We start from the raw sequence: 17,265 nt of genomic DNA, 5'->3' as shown, positions 1-17,265 counted from the left end.
AGCTGCGCCGGCAACCGTCGCCCGGCGCGGCCATCACGGGACGGAACAACGGGTCCGGGCATCAAGGAATGCGCCCGCGGCTGCATCAGGAGCAAGAAATGGGTTCGTTTAGCATTTGGCACTGGCTGATCGTGCTGGTGATCGTCATGCTGGTGTTCGGCACCAAGAAGCTGCGCAATATCGGCCAGGACCTCGGTGGCGCGGTCAAGGGCTTCAAGGACGGCATGAAGGACGGCGAAGACAAGGGTGCCCAGCCGGCCGCGTCCAAGGAACTGCGCGATTCCACCACCATTGACGTCGACGCCAAGGAAAAGTCCCGCCAGCAATAAGCCGGCGGCATGCCTCCCTTCCACGCAATCCCCGCTGCGGCGTGTCGTTGCGCGCCCGCGCTATTCCGCATGTTGTCCGCATGATGTGTCCGCATGATTGATCTCGGCATTTCCAAGCTGGCGCTGATTGGCGCCGTGGCACTGATCGTGATCGGTCCCGAACGGTTGCCCAAGGTCGCCCGCACGGTGGGTGCGCTGGTGGGCCGCGCGCAGCGGTACATCAATGACGTCAAGGCCGAAGTCAGCCGCGAGGTCGAACTGGAAGAGCTGCGCAAAATGCGCACGGAATTCGAGGATGCCGCGCGCGATGTCGAGCGCACCATCCACAAGGAAGTCAGCGAGCAGACCCAGGCGCTCAACGAAGCGCTCGGCGGAGCGGAGGCCAGCGCAACCAACGGCGCCGGTAGCAGCATCGACGCCGGCGGCGGCTTCGTGCCCAGCTGGGACGCGGCGCACAAGGCGCACAACGGGCGCAAGAGCTGGCGCGTCAAGCAGGGCGCCCGGCCGCTGTGGTTCAAGCGCCAGCACAATGTCCGCGTCTGGGTGCAGTCCGGCGCGGCGCGCGTCAAGCGTCACCGGCCGGCGAGCCGGCCCACCCGCTCCTTCTTCGAGTAAGCATGGCGCGCGGCGAACTCCTGCCGGCCGCCGTGGCCGCTGTCGTTGTGCGCCTCCCCACGCCGCCGCGTTGCGGTTTCATCGATCCACTTGCCAGCCCTCGCGGCTGAGCGGTTCACGCCATGAGCGACACCCGGTCCTCCGATCCCCAAGACCCGCAAGACGAGTCGCAGCAGGAAACCTTCATCTCCCACCTGATCGAGTTGCGCCAGCGGCTGGTCAAGGCGGTGGCCGGCATCATCCTGGTGTTCGTCTCGCTGGTCTACTGGGCGCCGGTCATCTTCAACCTCTTTTCCGCGCCGCTGATGGAATCGCTGCCCAAGGGCGGCAAGATGATCGTCACCGACGTGACCGGCTCCTTCTTCGTGCCGATGAAAGTCACCTTGCTGGTGGCGTTCCTGATCGCGCTGCCGTGGGTGCTGTACCAGGTCTGGCAGTTTGTCGCGCCCGGCCTGTACCAGCATGAGAAGCGCCTGATCCTGCCGCTGGTGTCGAGCAGCTATTTCCTGTTCCTGTGCGGCGTGGCGTTTGCGTATTTCCTGGTGTTCCCCACGGTGTTTCATTTCATGGCCCACTACAACGCGCCGCTGGGGGCCGAGATGTCCACCGACATCGACAAATACCTCAGCTTCGCCATGACGACATTCCTCGCCTTCGGCATTACGTTCGAAGTGCCGGTGGTCGTGATCGTGCTGGTGCGGTTTGGCGTGGTGGAATTGGAAAAGCTCAAGCAGATCCGTCCCTATGTGATCGTCGGGGCCTTCATCATCGCCGCCATCGTTACGCCGCCCGACGTGCTGTCGCAATTGTTGCTGGCCGTCCCGCTCGTGGCGCTCTATGAACTTGGCCTGATTCTGGCCCGCTTCATCGGCCGCCCGATAGCCGAAGAGGCCACTTCCGCAGAAACGCAGCCCGACGAATCGCGCTGAGGCCGGCGTTTTGGCAAGTCGCGGTGCCTGTTTGCACCAAAATGGGGAATTCCGGCCGCATTCCTGTTGCTCTCCGACAACAAAAACCGCCAGTAAGCATGGTTTACGCCGAAAAAGCCTTCTGAGGGCTGGGGGGCCTGGCACATAATACGCAGCAGACGTGAATGTAAATGCGTCGCCCAAGCACTTGGGCAACCAAGATTTCCCAATCAGTTGACAAGGAAAGTGTCGATATGAAGATGAAACTGTTTGCTGCTGCCGTCGCCGCTCTGGCCGCTGGTGGCGCGTATGCCCAGTCGAGCGTGACCCTGTACGGCGTGGCTGACGTCGGCCTCGAATACGTCAGCAAGGCCAACGCTGCCGGCGACGATCTGTTCCGCATGTCGTCGGGTAACCAGTCCGGTTCGCGCTGGGGCCTGCGTGGCGTGGAAGACCTGGGTGGCGGTCTGAAGGGCGTGTTCGTCCTGGAAAGCGGTTTCGACCTGGATGACGGCCGTTCGGCACAAGGCGGTCGTCTGTTCGGTCGTCAAGCCTACGTCGGTCTGCAAAGCAACTACGGTTCGCTGCTGCTGGGCCGTCAACAGACCGCTTTCTATGACTTCGGTCTGATCTATGACCCGATGGCCATCTCGTCGCGTTACGGTATCCTGTCTCAGGACGCCGCCTTCGCTTCGCGCGCCGACAACACCGTCAAGTACATCGGCAAGTTCGGTGGCCTGACCGCTTCGGCCTTCTACAGCTTCAACAGCAACGGCCAGGAAACCCCCGGCGCATTCCGTCGCGGCCAAGAGTACGGCGCCCTGCTGAACTACGCAGCTGGCCCGTTCTCGGTTGGTGCTGCCTATGACGAAATCCACGGCACGACCACCGGTCCCGCTACCGCTCCTGTCGATGCAAGCGGTCAGCGTATCCGCCGCGCCACCGTGGGTGCCAACTACGCCTTCGGCCCGGCCAAGGTGTACGCTGGCTACCGTTGGGCCAAGGCTGCTGACGGCGCGAGCCTGCCGGGCCAAGTTGCGACTACCGCCAACCCGCTGGGCATCAACGGTACCTCCAACCTGTACTGGCTGGGTCTGGGTTACCAGCTGACCCCGGCGTTCTCGCTGTCGGGCGCTGCTTACTACCAAGACTTCCGCAAGAGCGACGCCGATCCGTGGCAATTCGTCGTGACCGCCGACTACGCGCTGTCGAAGCGTACCGACGTGTACACCTCGCTGTCGTACGCTCTGAACGACAACGGTTCGCTGCTGGGTGTGAACGGCTTCAACACCGTCCAGTCCGGCAAGGACCAGTTCGGTGCTGTGGTTGGCCTGCGCCACAAGTTCTAATCTGACGCGGGCTTCCGCCCGCTGAAGGTTGGCTTGAAAAACGCCGGCATCCGTAAGGATGCCGGCGTTTTCTTTTGTGCAATTCGACGGCGGCTATCCGCCGGCACGGCGTGACCTTGCGCCGCGCCCACGCTGCCGCCGGACCGCGTGAGTGGCTCCATCGGGCCTGACCCCATCGGCTTTGGCAGCTCTTTGGCACCTTCGAGCCATGCGTAACGTGGCCGGCAAGCATCGCACGCCGGCGGACCTATTGGATCGGCTGAATCCCCTGAACAACCGGCGTCGGGCGGCATGACTCCCTGTGGCTATGCCGCAAGTTGGAAACGAGCCGACCCGTCTGCTACCACCGCCACGCCCCGGGAAATGCAGCCATAAAAAAACCCGCCATCGCTGGCGGGTTTGCTGACTCCGGTACGGTCAAGGACCGGCTTACTCTTCTTCCTCGAACGGCAGCGAGCGTCGCGGCGGCGGGGGCCGCTTGCCGATGGTGACCGTCAGGTCCGTCGGCTTGCCGCGTCGGATCACCGTCATCTTGATGTCCACGCCAGGCTTGAGCTGCGCAATGGCATTGAGCAGCGCCGTGGTGTCGGTGATCGACAAGCCATCGACTTTGGTCAGCACATCGCCGGGCCGCACGCCCGCCTTGTCGGCCGGGCCGCCCTGCACCACGGCCGCGATCAGTGCGCCTTCCTTGGCATCGAGCCCGAACGATTCCGCGATCTCCGGCGTCATGTCCTGGGGCTCGACGCCGATCCAGCCGCGTGTCACGCTGCCGGTCGAGATGATCGACTCCATCACCTGCTTCGCCGTCGATACCGGGATGGCGAAGCCGATACCCAGAGAGCCGCCCGAGCGCGAATAGATCGCCGTGTTGATGCCCAGCAGGTTGCCCTGCGCATCCACCAGCGCGCCACCCGAGTTGCCGGGGTTGATGGCGGCGTCGGTCTGGATGAAGTTCTCGAAGGTGTTGATGCCCAGGTGGCTGCGGCCCAGCGCCGACACGATGCCCATGGTCACGGTCTGGCCGACGCCGAACGGGTTGCCGATGGCCAGCACCACGTCGCCGACCTTGACGTTCTCGAGCCGGCCCAGCGTGATCGCGGGCAAGTCCTTGAGCGTCACTTTCAAAACGGCGAGGTCGGTTTCCGGGTCGGAGCCGACCACCTTGGCATTGCCCTTGCGGCCGTCGGTCAGCGCGATCTCGATCTCGTCGGCGCCGTCGACCACGTGGTGGTTGGTTAGAATGTAACCCTCGGCGCTGACAATGACGCCAGACCCCAGGCTGGAGACCGGCTCCTGCCTTTCGGGCAGGCGATCGCCGAAGAAGAAGCGGAACCACGGATCCTCGGCCTGCGGATTGGGCGAGCGCTTGTTGCCGTTCTTGCTGGTAAAGATATTGACCACCGCCGGCATCGCCTGCTGGGCGGCTTCGCTGTATGACCCTTCGGCCGCAGGACCAGATACGTTGGGCACGACCTCCTTGAGCGCCACGATGGGCGAGCCGGACTGCACCGCGACGCGCCCCCTCTGCAGCCATTCAGGCTTGAGCGTTGCCACGACGAACCAGACCGCCAGCACGACAGTGACAGCCTGGGCAAAGAACAGCCAAAAGCGCCGCAACATATTGGAGTTTTGAGCAGAAAATGAAAACAAAAGAGCTTGAATTGTACTTGAACGACCTGTTGGACGTTTCCCGATACAAGGACTATTGTCCCAACGGGCTGCAAGTGCAAGGCCGCTCGGAGATCACACACGTGGTGACCGGGGTGACGGCAAGCCTCGCGCTGGTCGATGCCGCGATCGAGGCAGGCGCCGACGCCATCCTCGTGCATCACGGCTATTTCTGGAAAAGCGAAGATGCGCGCGTGGTGGGGCAGAAGCATGCGCGACTGAAGCGCCTGCTCGGCGCGGATATCAATCTGTTCGCTTTCCATCTGCCGCTGGATAACCACCCGGAATTCGGCAATAACGCGCAACTTGGCCTTCAGCTCGGTTTTACTCCCACCGGCCGCTTCAGCGATGACCAGCTGGGCTGGACCGGTACGCTGCCCGCGCCGATGCCGCTGTCCGCGCTGGCGGCGCATGTCGGCGGTGTGCTCGGGCGCGAGCCGCTCGCGATCGGCGAGCCCGGCCAGATGATTCGCACCGTCGGCTGGTGCACGGGCGGGGCGCAAGGGTATTTCGATGCCGCAGTGGCCGCCGGCGTCGATGCCTATCTGAGCGGCGAAGTCTCGGAGCAGACCACGCACCTGGCGCGCGAGAGCGGCGTGGCGTATCTCGCCGCGGGTCACCATGCCACCGAGCGCTATGGCATCCGCTCGCTCGGCGAGCATGTGGCCGAACGCTTCGGCCTGCGCCATACCTTTATTGATATTCCGAATCCGGTCTGATCTGATAAAAAACAAAACGGCCCCAGCGGGGCCGTTTTATCGTTCGGGGTTCGGAATCAGCGTGCTTTCAGGCTGTCCCGGATTTCACGCAGCAGCGTTACTTCCTCGGGCGGCGCGGCGGGCGGCGGTGCGGGTTCTTCGGCGCGCATCCGGTTGAAGGCGCGCACCATCAGAAAGATGATGAAGGCCAGGATGATGAAGTTGACGACGATGGTCAGGAAGTTGCCATAGGCAAACACCGGTACGCCCGCCTTCTTCATGGCATCGAGCGTCTGCGGTGTCCCCGGAGGGGGATCCGCCAGAACAATGAACAGGCTGGAGAAATCCAGCTTGCCCACAACACGGCTCACCAACGGCATGATCAGGTCGTTGACCACCGAATCCACGATCTTGCCGAAGGCCGCGCCGATGATCACACCGACAGCGAGGTCGATGACGTTGCCGCGTACGGCGAAGGTTCTGAATTCCGAGATCATGCCCATGGGGGGTTCTCCTTCTTGTGGCGATGGGTGAACGGTTTCAAGCTCGAAGCCTGCCGCATCACCCACCGGAAATCAAGCGTGCAGGCGGATTTCCGGGATGCATGTCCGATAATCGCGCGAGGCCGTGGCATTTTCTGCCTATCTAGTGCGCAGGTGTCTAAGGTACACTTTATGGTTGACGCAAAATCTAAATTGACTTCCCCTGGGGTTTGGAATGAGTGACCAGCAAGACGTGAAGAGCGTGGATAAAGGTCGCCGCAATTGGTTGATCGCGACATCCGTCGCTGGCGGCGTCGGAGGCGTAGCGGTAGCGGTTCCTTTCGTCAGTACCTTTGCACCATCGGAGAAGGCCAAGGCCGCGGGTGCCCCAGTCGAGGCGGATATCGGCGCCCTGAAGCCGGGCGAGATGATGACCGTCGAGTGGCGCGGCAAACCGGTCTGGATCATGCGGCGCACGGAGGAGCAACTGGCGTCGCTGAAGAAGACGGACGGCGAAGTGGCCGATCCCAATTCCGACATTCCGTTCACCATGCAGACGCCCGAGTACTGCAAGAACGAAACCCGTTCGCGTCCGGAGCACAAGGACGTGCTGGTCGTAGTGGGGATCTGTTCCCATCTCGGCTGTTCCCCATCGGGCCCCTTCGCCCCCGGTGCCAATCCTCAGCTCGGCACTGATCCCGGTTTCCTCTGCCCCTGCCACGGGTCGACCTTCGATCTGGCCGGGCGCGTCTTCAAGAACAAGCCGGCTCCGCAGAATCTCGATGTTCCCCCCTACCAGTTCCTGTCCGACAGCAAGATCGTGATCGGCAAGGACGAGAAAGGAGAAGCCTGATCATGGCGGCCGAAAAACAAGTCAAGACGACCGGCCTGCTGGGCTGGATCGACGCCCGCTTTCCCGCGACCCAGCTGTGGGAAGACCACCTGTCGCGCTACTACGCGCCGAAGAACTTCAACTTCTGGTACTTCTTCGGTTCGCTGGCGCTGCTGGTGCTGGTGATCCAGATCGTCACCGGCATCTTCCTGGTGATGAACTACAAGCCGGACGGCACGCTGAACGCCGCCGGCATTCCCGTGGCCTTTGCCAGCGTGGAATACATCATGCGCGAAGTGCCGTGGGGCTGGCTGGTGCGCTACATGCACTCGACCGGCGCCTCGGCCTTCTTTGTCGTGGTCTACCTGCATATGTTCCGGGGCCTGCTGTACGGTTCGTACCGCAAGCCGCGCGAGCTGGTCTGGATCTTCGGCTGCCTGATCTTCCTGTGCCTGATGGCCGAAGCCTTTATGGGCTACCTGCTGCCGTGGGGCCAGATGTCGTACTGGGGCGCCCAGGTGATCGTGAACCTGTTCTCGGCCATTCCGGTGATCGGCCAGGACCTGTCGCTGTTTATCCGCGGCGATTACGTGGTCAGCGACGCGACCCTGAACCGTTTCTTCTCGTTCCACGTCATCGCCGTGCCGCTGGTGCTGCTGGGCCTGGTGATCGCGCACATCATTGCGCTGCACGAAGTGGGCTCGAACAACCCGGACGGCGTCGAGATCAAGGCCAAGAAGGACGAAAACGGTATCCCGCTGGACGGCATCCCGTTCCACCCGTACTACTCGGTGCATGACCTGCTCGGCGTGGGCGGCTTCCTGATCCTGTTCTCGGCCGTGATCTTCTTCTTCCCCGAAGTGGGCGGCTATTTCCTGGAAGCCAACAACTTCTTCCCGGCCGATCCGCTGAAGACCCCGCCGCACATTGCGCCGGTCTGGTACTTCACGCCGTTCTACTCGATGCTGCGCGCCACCACGTCGAACTTCCTGCCGATCCTGTGGGTGTTCTTCGCGCTGCTGCTCGGCATGGTGTTCCTGCGCAGCAAGGATGCGCGCGTGAAGATCGGTGCCATCGCCATCGCGGTGATCCTGGCCGTGGGCTTCTATTTCATCGACGCCAAGTTCTGGGGCGTGCTGGTGATGGGCGGCTCGGTGGTGATCCTGTTCTTCCTGCCGTGGCTCGACTGCTCGCCGGTCAAGTCCATCCGCTATCGTCCCGCTTTCCACAAGACCATCCTGATCGTCTTCGTGGTGGTGTTCCTGGTGCTCGGCTATCTCGGCGTGCAACCGCCGTCGCCGGTTGGTGAGAAGGTGTCGCAGCTGGGTACGCTGCTGTACTTCGCCTTCTTCCTGACCATGCCGCTGTGGAGCCGTGTCGGCGAGTTCAAGCCGGTCCCGGAGCGTGTCACGTTCCACCCGCACTGAGCGAAGCGAACCCCGACAAGAGCACAAGGACACAAGATGAAAAAGCTGCTTTCGATCCTCGCGCTGGCCGGCGCCTGCATTGCCGGCGCGCCCGCCATGGCATCCGAGGGGGGCTTCCCCCTCGAGCCGGCGCCGGTGAACACCGCCGACCTGTCGTCGCTGCAGCGCGGCGCCAAGGTGTTCGTCAACTACTGCCTGAACTGCCACGGCGCGTCGATGATGCGCTACAACCGGCTCAAGGACATCGGCCTGACCGACGACCAGATCCGCGAGAACCTGCTGTTCACCGCGGACAAGGTGGGCGAGACCATGAACATCGCCATGCAGCCGAAGGAAGCCAAGGCCTTCTTCGGCGCGCAGCCGCCGGACCTGTCGGTGATCGCGCGCGCCCGTGGCGACGACTGGCTCTACACCTACCTGCGCACGTTCTACCGCGACGACAGCCGCGCCACCGGCTGGAACAACCTGGTGTTCCCGAGCGTCGGCATGCCGCACGTGCTGTGGGAACTGCAAGGCCAGCGCGCCGCCAAGTTCACCGAAGTGGAAGAGCACGGCGAGAAGGTGCACAAGTTCGCCGGCTTCGAGCAACTGAGCCCGGGCAAGCTGAGCAAGGTCGAGTACGACCAGATGACGGCGGACCTCGTCAGCTTCCTGGACTGGATGGCCGAGCCCGCGCAGAACCACCGCAAGCGCCTGGGCGTCTGGGTGCTGCTGTTCCTGGGCGTGTTCACCGTGTTCGCCTGGCGCCTGAACGCGGCATACTGGAAAGACGTGAAGTAAGTTGTATCGGGGCCTGGTTCGGGCCCTTATCCAACCGGGCAAGGGGCGGCCGCTGTTGAACAGCGCCGCCCCTTGTCTTTTACGGGTAGCGCTTCGACACGGCCTTCCCAAAAAGTGTTGTATTTGCCACTTATTTGCTTTTCGGTAGCCGACTTTGGCAGAATGGCAGACCTTACTGTCCGACCCAGCTCCGGCTAAGCCCAAGGAATCCAACCATGATGGTGTTGTATTCGGGTACGACTTGCCCGTTTTCCCAACGTTGCCGCCTTGTCCTGTTCGAAAAGGGCATGGATTTTGAAATCCGCGACGTCGACCTGTTCAACAAGCCCGAAGATATTTCGGTGATGAACCCGTACGGCCAGGTGCCTATCCTGGTCGAGCGCGACCTCATCCTGTATGAGTCGAACATCATCAACGAATACATCGACGAGCGCTTCCCGCACCCGCAACTGATGCCGGCCGACCCGGTGCAGCGCGCCCGCGCCCGCCTGTTCCTGTTCAACTTCGAAAAGGAACTGTTCACCCACGTCTACACGCTGGAGAACGAAAAGGGCAAGGCCGCGGAAAAGAACCACGAACGCGCCCGCGCCGCGATCCGCGACCGCCTGACGCAGCTGGCGCCGATCTTCGTCAAGAACAAGTACATGCTCGGCGAAGAGTTCTCGATGCTCGACGTCGCCATCGCGCCGCTGCTGTGGCGCCTGGACCACTACGGCATCGAGCTGTCGAAAAACGCCGCGCCGCTGCTGAAGTATGCTGAACGCATTTTCAGCCGTCCCGCGTACATCGAAGCGCTGACCCCGTCCGAAAAGGTGATGCGCCGCTAACCGGCACCGGCCCGACGGCAACCGCCCTCGGGCCACTCGCGGCGCCATTGGAAGCACAATGCCTGAAACCTCCACCAAGCCCTACCTGATCCGCGCCATCTATGAATGGTGCACGGACAACGGCTTCACGCCGTACATCGCGGTCTTCGTCGACGCCAACACCAACGTGCCGCGCGAGTTCGTCAAGAACAACGAGATCGTGCTGAACGTCAGCTTCGACGCCACCAGCGGCCTGGACATGGGCAACGAGTGGATCACCTTCAGCGCACGCTTCGGCGGTGTCTCGCGCAAGATCGACGTGCCGGTGGAAAACGTGCTGGCCATCTACGCCCGCGAGAACGGGCAAGGCATGGCGTTCCCGGTCGAACGCAGCCTGCCGGAAACCCAGGCCGCCACCGAGCGCGAAAACAACCCGCCGCCCAAGCTCGCCCCGGTGGAAGCCGAAACCCCGGCAACCACCAGCGACACCGGCCCGGGCGACGACGACACGCCGCCCCCGGTGCCGCGCATCGGCGGCAAGAAGCCCGCACTGAAAGTGGTGAAGTAAGCCATCCCAAAGCCGACCGCAATGCAGTAGAATCGCGGTCTGTACCAATATGCCGGCTTAGCTCATCAGGTAGAGCAGTTGATTTGTAATCATCAGGTGGCGGGTTCGAGTCCTGCAGCCGGCACCAGATAACTCAAGGGGTTACAGGGAATTTCCGTGTAACCCCTTGTGCCTTTTGCGGTCGATATCCACCGCTGTGGATCCCCTTCCATCGATCCATCGATATCCGGCCAGCTTTCCCGCTACGGATTCTCCGAGGCGAAACAGTTCTCGTATTGCTTGCGCAGAATGTGTTTTTGCACCTTTCCCGTGGCAGTTAGCGGAAGTGCCTCGATGAACTTCACTGCCTTTGGTGTCTCGAACTTGCCGAGATGGGGGCGGCAATGGGCGATGAGCTCCTGCTCGCTGCATTCGGAGTCCGGCTTAAGCACGACGAACGCGCAGATCGCCTCGCTCCAGTGGGGATGCGGCAGGCCGACCACCGCGGCGGAGGCGATTGCCGGGTGACTGAGGATGGCGGATTCGACCCTGATGCTGGCCACATTCTCGCCGCCGGTCTTGATCATATCCTTCTTGCGATCGAGAAATAACAGCTGTCCGTCTTCATCGAAGGTCCCGAGGTCGCCGGTATGGTGCCATCCATATTTCTGGACAGATTCGGTGGCGGCGGGATCCTTGAAGTAGCCAAGCATCACGTTGGGTCCGCGATGGACGATCTCGCCAACCTCTCCCGGCCCGAGGAGCCTGCCGTCGTCGTCCATCAGCGCGGTCTCGCACACCACGGTTGAAGTACCCCAGTAGTTGGCGTCGCGATGTGGATGTTCCACCGGACGGAAGCTCATGGTGACCGGGTACATCTCGGTCTGGCCGGTAACGAGCACGATGTCGGAACACATTGCCGCGGCGATCCTGTCGACCAGGACGCGCGGCATGGCGGCCATGGCGTACATGCACAGGCGCAGCGACGAGAAATCGGCCGAGGGTGCCCGCGGATCGTCCAGTATCGCCGCGTACATCATCGGCAGTCCAATCAGCAGCGTGATGCGTTCCCGCGCGATGGCGTCGATCGTCGCCTGGGCGCTGAAGCCGCGTGCAAGCACCACGCTCGCGCCTGCAGCGAGGGCAGTTGCCATCGCCACATGCTGGCCGCAATGGAACAGCGGCAGCATCCCGCTCACCACGTCTTTCTCGGTATACGCGAGCGCCGAGACATTGGCGAGCACCGCGCTGTACACCGACGCGTGCGAATGCACCGCGCCCTTCGGATTGCCCGTGGTACCGCTGGTGTACATGATCAGCGCGGGCTGCCCGCTGTCGATGTCGACCGCCGGCAGGGCAGCGGGGCGACCGCGGGTGACGTTTGCGAGCGTCCTGCCGCCGGTGCTTCCAGCGCCGGCGCGCACGAGGATGACGGGAAGGTCCAGCCCATGGAGCAGTTCCGCGATCTGGGGCTGCGTGCTCAGTGCCTCGTCGGCAACGATGCAGGACACCTCCGCGTGACGCAGGATGTAGCCGATCTGGGCCGGGTCGAGCAGGATGTTGACCGGCACCCAGACATGGCCGGCCTTGTGGATACCGTTGATCGCTACCACCATGTCCGCAGAGTTCGCGCACAGCGTCGCTACCTGGACCGGCTCCGGGTGGGCTTCCAGCAGATAGTCGGCAAATTGCGAACTGAGATCATCCAGCTCGCGGTAGGACAGGCGGCGGTCGCCGTCCACCACGGCCACGCGCGCGCCGAACCTGATGGCTGACCGGTACAGCACGTCGCCGAGGGCAATGCGGCCGATACGCCGGCTTTCCGTCGATGCGGGCAGATTTTCCATCTTCGTCTCCTCCTGGTCTTGTCGTTGCACGCGCGGCACGCGTCTTCGCCGCGGTGATGCACGGCCTTCAGTGCGTTGCGCGCAGCAGCTCCTCGGCGATGATCAGCCGCCGCACCTCGCTGGTACCGCCGCCGATCGTGGCCAGCTTGGCGTTGCGATAATGGCGGTTGACCTCCGTTTCCCAGATGAAGCCGGAACCGCCGTGGATCTGCACGGCCTTGTCCGTGACCGAGAGCAGCATCTCGGCGACTTTCAGGATGGAGGCGGCGCACAGCTTGTGGATGTCACCGCGGCCGCCGCCGCCGCGCTCGAGGTCATTGCAGGCCATCAGCGCCCGGTAGGCCAGCGCACGCGCGGCTTCAAGCTCGACGAACATGTCCGCCAGCATCGCCTGCACCAGCTGGAACGACTCGATCGGCTTGCCGAACTGCTGCCTCGTGCTGGCATACTCGAGCGACAGATCCAGGCAGCGCTGCGCAGAGCCGATGCACGACAGCGCCAGGAAGGCACGTTCGATGTCGAGCCCGCTCATCACCACCGCCACGCCACGGTTCTCGCCGCCGACAAGGTTGCGGGCAGGCACGCGGCACTCGTCGAACACCAGTTCGCCGGTGGGTGCCCCGCGCCAACCCATCTTGTTCAGCTTCTGGGCGACGCTGAAGCCAGGGAAGCCTTTTTCGACGATGAACGCCGATATGCCCTTGGCACCGAGGGTCGGCTCGGTCTTGGCGTACACCAGCACAACGTCCGCCACCGGGCCATTCGAGATGAACATCTTGCGGCCGTTGAGCACATAGTGGTCGCCGTCGCGCCGGGCCGCGGTACGCATGCTGCCAAGCGCATCCGATCCGGCGCCCGGCTCGGTCAGGGCCAGCGCGCCCACCCATTCGCCGGAGCACAGTTTCGGCAGGTACCGTCGCTTCTGCTCGTCGGTGCCGTTGCGCAGGATGTTGTTCAGGCAGAGGTTCTCATGCGGGCCCCAGATGAAGCCCGCATTCGCGTTCCAGTAGCCGAAGGCTTCCCCTACCATGCCGGCCGAGAACAGGTCCATGCCCGACCCGCCGTATTCGGGCGGCGCGGTGATGCCGAGATAGCCGGCGGCACCGAGCATGGGCATCAGCGTTTCGGGATACCAGTCTTCGTCGTCCATGCGCGGCAACAGCGGTGCCAGTTCCGCCCTGGCGAAGCGGAACGCCTGCTCATAGATCTCACGCTGCTCCGGCGAGAGTTCGAATTGGGAAAGCGATGTCGTCACGTTGTCTCCTGTGGTTCGTCGGACCGGTGGCTCAGATGCGCAGGACGCCTTGCCGCCGCTCGCCAAATGGCGCGTTGAGCGAGGCGGACAGGGCGATGCCCAGTGCATTGCGTGTATCGACCATGTCGAGCACGCCATCGTCACGAAGCTCGGAGGTCTGGTGATAGACGCTGTTGCTGCGGGTGTAGTCGCGATGGATCTGGTCGTGGATGGCCTGGATTTCGGCCGGGTCGGGCTGCCTGCCCTCGCGCGCCAGCGCCGCGATGCGAACCTGCGCCAGCGTGCGGGCGGCCTGCTCGGCGCCCATGGTGGCGCACTGCGAATGCGGCCACGCGAACAGGAAGCGCGGCTCGTAGCCCCGGCCGGCCATGCCGTAGTTGCCGGCGCCGAACGAGGCATGGCACAGCACGCTGAACTTGGGCACGCGCACATTGCTCTGGACCATGATCATCCTGGCGCCATCCTTGGTGATGCCGCGATGCTCGTAGTCGCGCCCGATCATGAAGCCCGTGATGTTGTGCAGGAACAGCAGCGGCACACCGTCGCGGTCGCACAGTTCCATGAAGTTGGTGGCCTTCTCCGCCGCCTCGCTGAACAGCACGCCGTTGTTGGCGAGGATGCCGATCTTGTACCCCCACAGCCAGGCGTAGCCGCACACCAGCGTGGTGCCGTAGTCAGGCTTGTATTCATGGAACAGGCTGCCGTCGACAAGGCGTGCAATGACTTCGCGCATGTCGAACTGCTTCCGGATGTCGTCGGGAATGATCCCGTAGAGTTCGTCCGGGTCGTAGTAGGGTGCCTCCGGCTCGCGCATGTCGACGGGCTGCTTGGTACGGCGCCGCAGCGTGCCGACGATCTCGCGCGCCAGCGCGATGCCCTGGCTTTCGGAGTCCACGGCATAGTCGGCCGTCCCGGAAATGCGCGTGTGGACGTCGGCGCCACCCAGTTCGGCCGCGCTGATGTCCTCGCCCGTGGCGGCCTTGACCAGGGGCGGGCCGCCCAGGAACACGGCGCCGGAACCGCGCACCATGATCGAATAGTCCGACAGCGTCGGCACATAGGCACCGCCGGCCGTGCAATGCCCGAGGGCCACCGCGACCTGTTCCACGCCGGCGGCCGATAGGCGGCACTGGGTGTGGAACATATGGCCACCCTCATGGAAGATGTCCATCTGCATGGGCAGGTAAGCGCCGGCGCTGTCGACCAGGTGTACCACGGGCAGGCGATTTTCCATCGCGATCTTGAGCGCGCGGATCGACTTCCTGGCACCCAGCGGATAGACAGCGCCACCCTTGATGGCGCTGTCGTTGGCCAGCACCATGACCTCGCGGCCGTTGACCACGCCGATGCCGGAGACGATGCCCGCGCCCTTGATATGGGCGTCATATTGCGCGTGATTGGCGGCCAGCGGCGACAGTTCCAGGAACGGCGTGTCCGGATCGAGCAGCAGGTCCAGGCGCTCGCGCACCAGTAGTTTTCCCTGGTCGCGCAGGCGCTTGACGTCGCGCTCGGCGCGCACGTGGCGCGCGTCGTGCATCGTTGCCCGGAATTCGTCACGCAGGCGCAGGTTGTGTTCGCGGTTGGCCTTGTAGCTTTCCGAGCGAGTGCTGATGCGAGACTCGATGCGGCGCATGCTTAGTCCCCCCTTGCATCGAGCCGCGCCAGCACTGCGTCGCGGTCGAACACGGCGCCCTTCGGGAAGGGCAGTTCGGCCACCACACCATCGCGGGCGGCTTCCAGGTTGAGTTGCATCTTCATGCTCTCGATGACGATCATGGTTTGTCCGGTGCTCACGCGGTCGCCGACGGCGACCGCCAGTTCGACGACAGTGCCCGGCATCGGCGCCAGGCACACGTCGGCCTCGCTCGCGCTGGTACCGGTGCCGCGTACCGGGTCGCGCAGCGTGACGGTCCACGCGCGTCCAAAGGCGTGGACATAGGCCGTCTCGCCGTGCGGAACGACCCAGGCGGCGTGGATGCGGCCGTCCAGCGTGAGTTCAAGGCTGCCGTCCGGCTTTCCTTCCAGCGCCGCCTCGTACACGACACCGTCGATCTCGACGCGTCCGCCGCGTGCATGGCGCGCCAGCGCGACCTGATGGCTCCCGCCGGCGGCCAGTTCTGCTGTCAGCTTCATCAGTTCCTCCAGTCTTGCATCGCGGCATGGATGGCCGGCGGCGCATAACGTGCATCGGCCAGCGTGCGGTTGCCTAGCAGCGCGGCCGCCAGCACCACGGCAATCTGTTCCTGCGTGGGGGCAGGGGCCTGCAGCTCGGCCTTGTGTTCTTCAAGAAAGCTGGTGAAGGTGTTGCCGGCCGCAAACTCGGGGTGCGTCAGCACGCGTTCGAGATAGGCGGCGTTGGTGGTCACGCCGAGCACTACCATGTGCTCCAGCACCGCGCGCATGCGTCCGATCGCTTCGGCCCGCGTGGCGCCGTGCACGATCAGCTTGGCGAGCATCGGATCGAAGGCGGAGGTCACGGCATCGCCCTCCTGAACGCCTGCATCGAGGCGCAGGCCTGCCATCTCCGGCGCCCGGAACCTGCGCAGCGTGCCGATGGCCGGCATGAAATCGCGCTCGGCATCTTCCGCGCACAAGCGGCACTCGATCGCGTGGCCCGCGAGCCGTATCTCATCCTGGGCCAGGCCGAGCGCCTCGCCTTCGGCAACGCGGATCTGCTCGGCAACGATATCCAGACCGGTGATCATTTCCGTGACGGGATGCTCCACCTGAATGCGCGTGTTCATCTCGAGGAAGTAGAACGCACCCGAAGGATCGACAACGAATTCCACGGTGCCCGCCGATGCGTACCCCACTTGCTGCGCCAGGGCCACTGCCTGGGCCCCCATTGCCTCGCGCAGCGCAGCGTCAACGAACGGCGAGGGCGCTTCCTCGATGACCTTCTGGTGGCGCCGCTGGATCGAGCATTCGCGCTCGCCGAGATGGACCACGTTTCCGTATCGATCGCCGAGCACCTGGATCTCGATATGGCGTGGACGCTCGATGTACTTTTCGAGAAACACGCGTGCATCGCCGAACGCCCCCTGTGCCTCGCTGGTGGTGCGCTCGAATGCCGCGCGACATGCTTCCGGGTCGGCGTCGCGGATGACCCGCATGCCCTTGCCGCCGCCGCCGGCGCTGGCTTTCAGGATGACCGGAAAGCCGATGGCACTCGCCACGTCGAAGGCATGGCCGGCACTGCGGATCTCGCCGTCGTAGCCGGGAATGGTGTTGACGCCCGCCTGCTGGGCGATTCGCTTGGCGCGGATCTTGTCGCCCATGGCATCGATTGCGTCCGCACCGGGGCCGATGAAGCGTATGCCCGCAGCATCGAGCGCGCGGGCGAATGCGGCGTTTTCCGAGAGAAATCCAAAACCGGGGTGTACCGCGTCCGCGCCTGTGGCCCGGCACGCTGCAAGCATGTTGTCGATGGACAGGTAGGCCGCCACCGGCGTCGGCCCGTCGATCCGAAAGGCCTCGTCGGCCAGGCGTACCGCCAGCGAGTCCTGGTCCGCCTCGTGATAGACGACGACGGCGCGCTTGCCCAGGCGGCGGCACGTGCCGACGATGCGCACCGCGATCTCACCGCGGTTGGCAATCAATACCGTATGGATGGGAGTCATGGGCTGTGAGGTTCCAGGTTGCGCCCGGCGCAGCGCCTTGGGTTGGCCAGAGTGCCTTGTCGCGGCGCTCGAAGGATCGATGCGGTCATGGACGCTTCC

At 63.9% G+C, this 17,265-nt stretch carries 17 protein-coding genes and 1 tRNA gene; 11 read left to right on the top strand and 7 right to left on the bottom strand.

What is annotated here, in order from left to right:
- Nucleotides 1–98: 98 nt before the first annotated feature.
- From tatA to RALTA_RS13940, 4 genes are all read left to right on the top strand, one after another.
- Nucleotides 99–329: a Sec-independent protein translocase subunit TatA gene (gene tatA / locus RALTA_RS13955; protein WP_012354081.1), complete on the top strand. Its 231-nt coding sequence runs from the start codon at nucleotides 99–101 to the stop codon at nucleotides 327–329.
- A gap of 93 nt (nucleotides 330–422) precedes the next feature.
- Complete coding sequence (gene tatB / locus RALTA_RS13950) at nucleotides 423–944, top strand: Sec-independent protein translocase protein TatB (RefSeq protein ID WP_012354080.1); 522 nt, start codon at nucleotides 423–425, stop codon at nucleotides 942–944.
- 122 nt (nucleotides 945–1,066) lie between these two features.
- Nucleotides 1,067–1,873: a twin-arginine translocase subunit TatC gene (gene tatC, locus RALTA_RS13945; RefSeq protein WP_012354079.1), complete on the top strand. Its 807-nt coding sequence runs from the start codon at nucleotides 1,067–1,069 to the stop codon at nucleotides 1,871–1,873.
- Nucleotides 1,874–2,106: 233 nt separating this feature from the next.
- On the top strand, nucleotides 2,107–3,201 hold the full coding sequence (locus tag RALTA_RS13940) for a porin (RefSeq protein ID WP_041232216.1): 1,095 nt from the start codon (nucleotides 2,107–2,109) through the stop codon (nucleotides 3,199–3,201).
- Between the two features lie 429 nt (nucleotides 3,202–3,630).
- Here RALTA_RS13940 and RALTA_RS13935 read toward each other — a convergent pair whose 3' ends face one another.
- Complete coding sequence (locus RALTA_RS13935) at nucleotides 3,631–4,824, bottom strand: Do family serine endopeptidase (protein ID WP_012354077.1); 1,194 nt, start codon at nucleotides 4,822–4,824, stop codon at nucleotides 3,631–3,633.
- A gap of 20 nt (nucleotides 4,825–4,844) precedes the next feature.
- Between RALTA_RS13935 and RALTA_RS13930 the strand changes: the two genes are divergently transcribed.
- A complete protein-coding gene (locus RALTA_RS13930; RefSeq protein ID WP_012354076.1) occupies nucleotides 4,845–5,591 on the top strand; it encodes a Nif3-like dinuclear metal center hexameric protein in 747 nt (248 codons plus the stop codon).
- A 56-nt stretch (nucleotides 5,592–5,647) separates the two neighbouring features.
- Here RALTA_RS13930 and mscL read toward each other — a convergent pair whose 3' ends face one another.
- Entirely contained in the window at nucleotides 5,648–6,073 is a 426-nt protein-coding gene (gene mscL / locus RALTA_RS13925) for a large conductance mechanosensitive channel protein MscL (protein WP_025585813.1), read from the bottom strand.
- A gap of 214 nt (nucleotides 6,074–6,287) precedes the next feature.
- Between mscL and petA the strand changes: the two genes are divergently transcribed.
- The 6 genes from petA (at nucleotide 6,288) to RALTA_RS13895 (ending at nucleotide 10,592) form a co-directional block, all read left to right on the top strand.
- Complete coding sequence (petA, locus tag RALTA_RS13920; RefSeq protein WP_012354074.1) at nucleotides 6,288–6,905, top strand: ubiquinol-cytochrome c reductase iron-sulfur subunit; 618 nt, start codon at nucleotides 6,288–6,290, stop codon at nucleotides 6,903–6,905.
- 2 nt (nucleotides 6,906–6,907) lie between these two features.
- Nucleotides 6,908–8,311: a cytochrome b gene (locus RALTA_RS13915; RefSeq protein WP_012354073.1), complete on the top strand. Its 1,404-nt coding sequence runs from the start codon at nucleotides 6,908–6,910 to the stop codon at nucleotides 8,309–8,311.
- A gap of 36 nt (nucleotides 8,312–8,347) precedes the next feature.
- Nucleotides 8,348–9,091: a cytochrome c1 gene (locus tag RALTA_RS13910; protein ID WP_012354072.1), complete on the top strand. Its 744-nt coding sequence runs from the start codon at nucleotides 8,348–8,350 to the stop codon at nucleotides 9,089–9,091.
- A 215-nt stretch (nucleotides 9,092–9,306) separates the two neighbouring features.
- Complete coding sequence (locus tag RALTA_RS13905) at nucleotides 9,307–9,918, top strand: glutathione S-transferase N-terminal domain-containing protein (protein ID WP_010812311.1); 612 nt, start codon at nucleotides 9,307–9,309, stop codon at nucleotides 9,916–9,918.
- Between the two features lie 58 nt (nucleotides 9,919–9,976).
- Nucleotides 9,977–10,465 carry a ClpXP protease specificity-enhancing factor gene (locus tag RALTA_RS13900; RefSeq protein WP_012354071.1) on the top strand — a complete coding sequence of 163 codons (489 nt, stop codon included), beginning with the start codon at nucleotides 9,977–9,979 and terminating at the stop codon, nucleotides 10,463–10,465.
- 51 nt (nucleotides 10,466–10,516) lie between these two features.
- Nucleotides 10,517–10,592: transfer RNA gene (locus RALTA_RS13895), tRNA-Thr, on the top strand.
- A 115-nt stretch (nucleotides 10,593–10,707) separates the two neighbouring features.
- Here RALTA_RS13895 and RALTA_RS13890 read toward each other — a convergent pair.
- From RALTA_RS13890 to RALTA_RS13870, 5 genes are all read right to left on the bottom strand, one after another.
- Nucleotides 10,708–12,291, bottom strand: coding sequence for a class I adenylate-forming enzyme family protein (locus tag RALTA_RS13890; protein WP_012354070.1), 1,584 nt, complete (start codon nucleotides 12,289–12,291; stop codon nucleotides 10,708–10,710).
- 67 nt (nucleotides 12,292–12,358) lie between these two features.
- On the bottom strand, nucleotides 12,359–13,612 hold the full coding sequence (locus tag RALTA_RS13885) for an acyl-CoA dehydrogenase family protein (protein WP_242405234.1): 1,254 nt from the start codon (nucleotides 13,610–13,612) through the stop codon (nucleotides 12,359–12,361).
- On the bottom strand, nucleotides 13,578–15,179 hold the full coding sequence (locus tag RALTA_RS13880) for an acyl-CoA carboxylase subunit beta (RefSeq protein WP_012354068.1): 1,602 nt from the start codon (nucleotides 15,177–15,179) through the stop codon (nucleotides 13,578–13,580). Before RALTA_RS13880 ends, RALTA_RS13885 begins: the two co-directional genes overlap by 35 nt.
- Before the next feature lie 2 nt (nucleotides 15,180–15,181).
- On the bottom strand, nucleotides 15,182–15,679 hold the full coding sequence (locus tag RALTA_RS13875) for an acetyl-CoA carboxylase biotin carboxyl carrier protein subunit (RefSeq protein WP_012354067.1): 498 nt from the start codon (nucleotides 15,677–15,679) through the stop codon (nucleotides 15,182–15,184).
- Nucleotides 15,679–17,145, bottom strand: a complete 1,467-nt coding sequence (locus tag RALTA_RS13870; protein ID WP_242405233.1) for an acetyl-CoA carboxylase biotin carboxylase subunit — start codon at nucleotides 17,143–17,145, stop codon at nucleotides 15,679–15,681. The genes RALTA_RS13875 and RALTA_RS13870 overlap by 1 nt, the downstream gene beginning before the upstream one ends.
- Nucleotides 17,146–17,265: the final 120 nt, after the last annotated feature.

Source organism: Cupriavidus taiwanensis LMG 19424 (assembly GCF_000069785.1).
Taxonomy (GTDB): Bacteria; Pseudomonadota; Gammaproteobacteria; order Burkholderiales; family Burkholderiaceae; genus Cupriavidus; species Cupriavidus taiwanensis.
The sequence above is the reverse complement of the archived record's forward strand: the minus strand, read 5'-3'. Positions and strand labels throughout refer to the sequence as shown.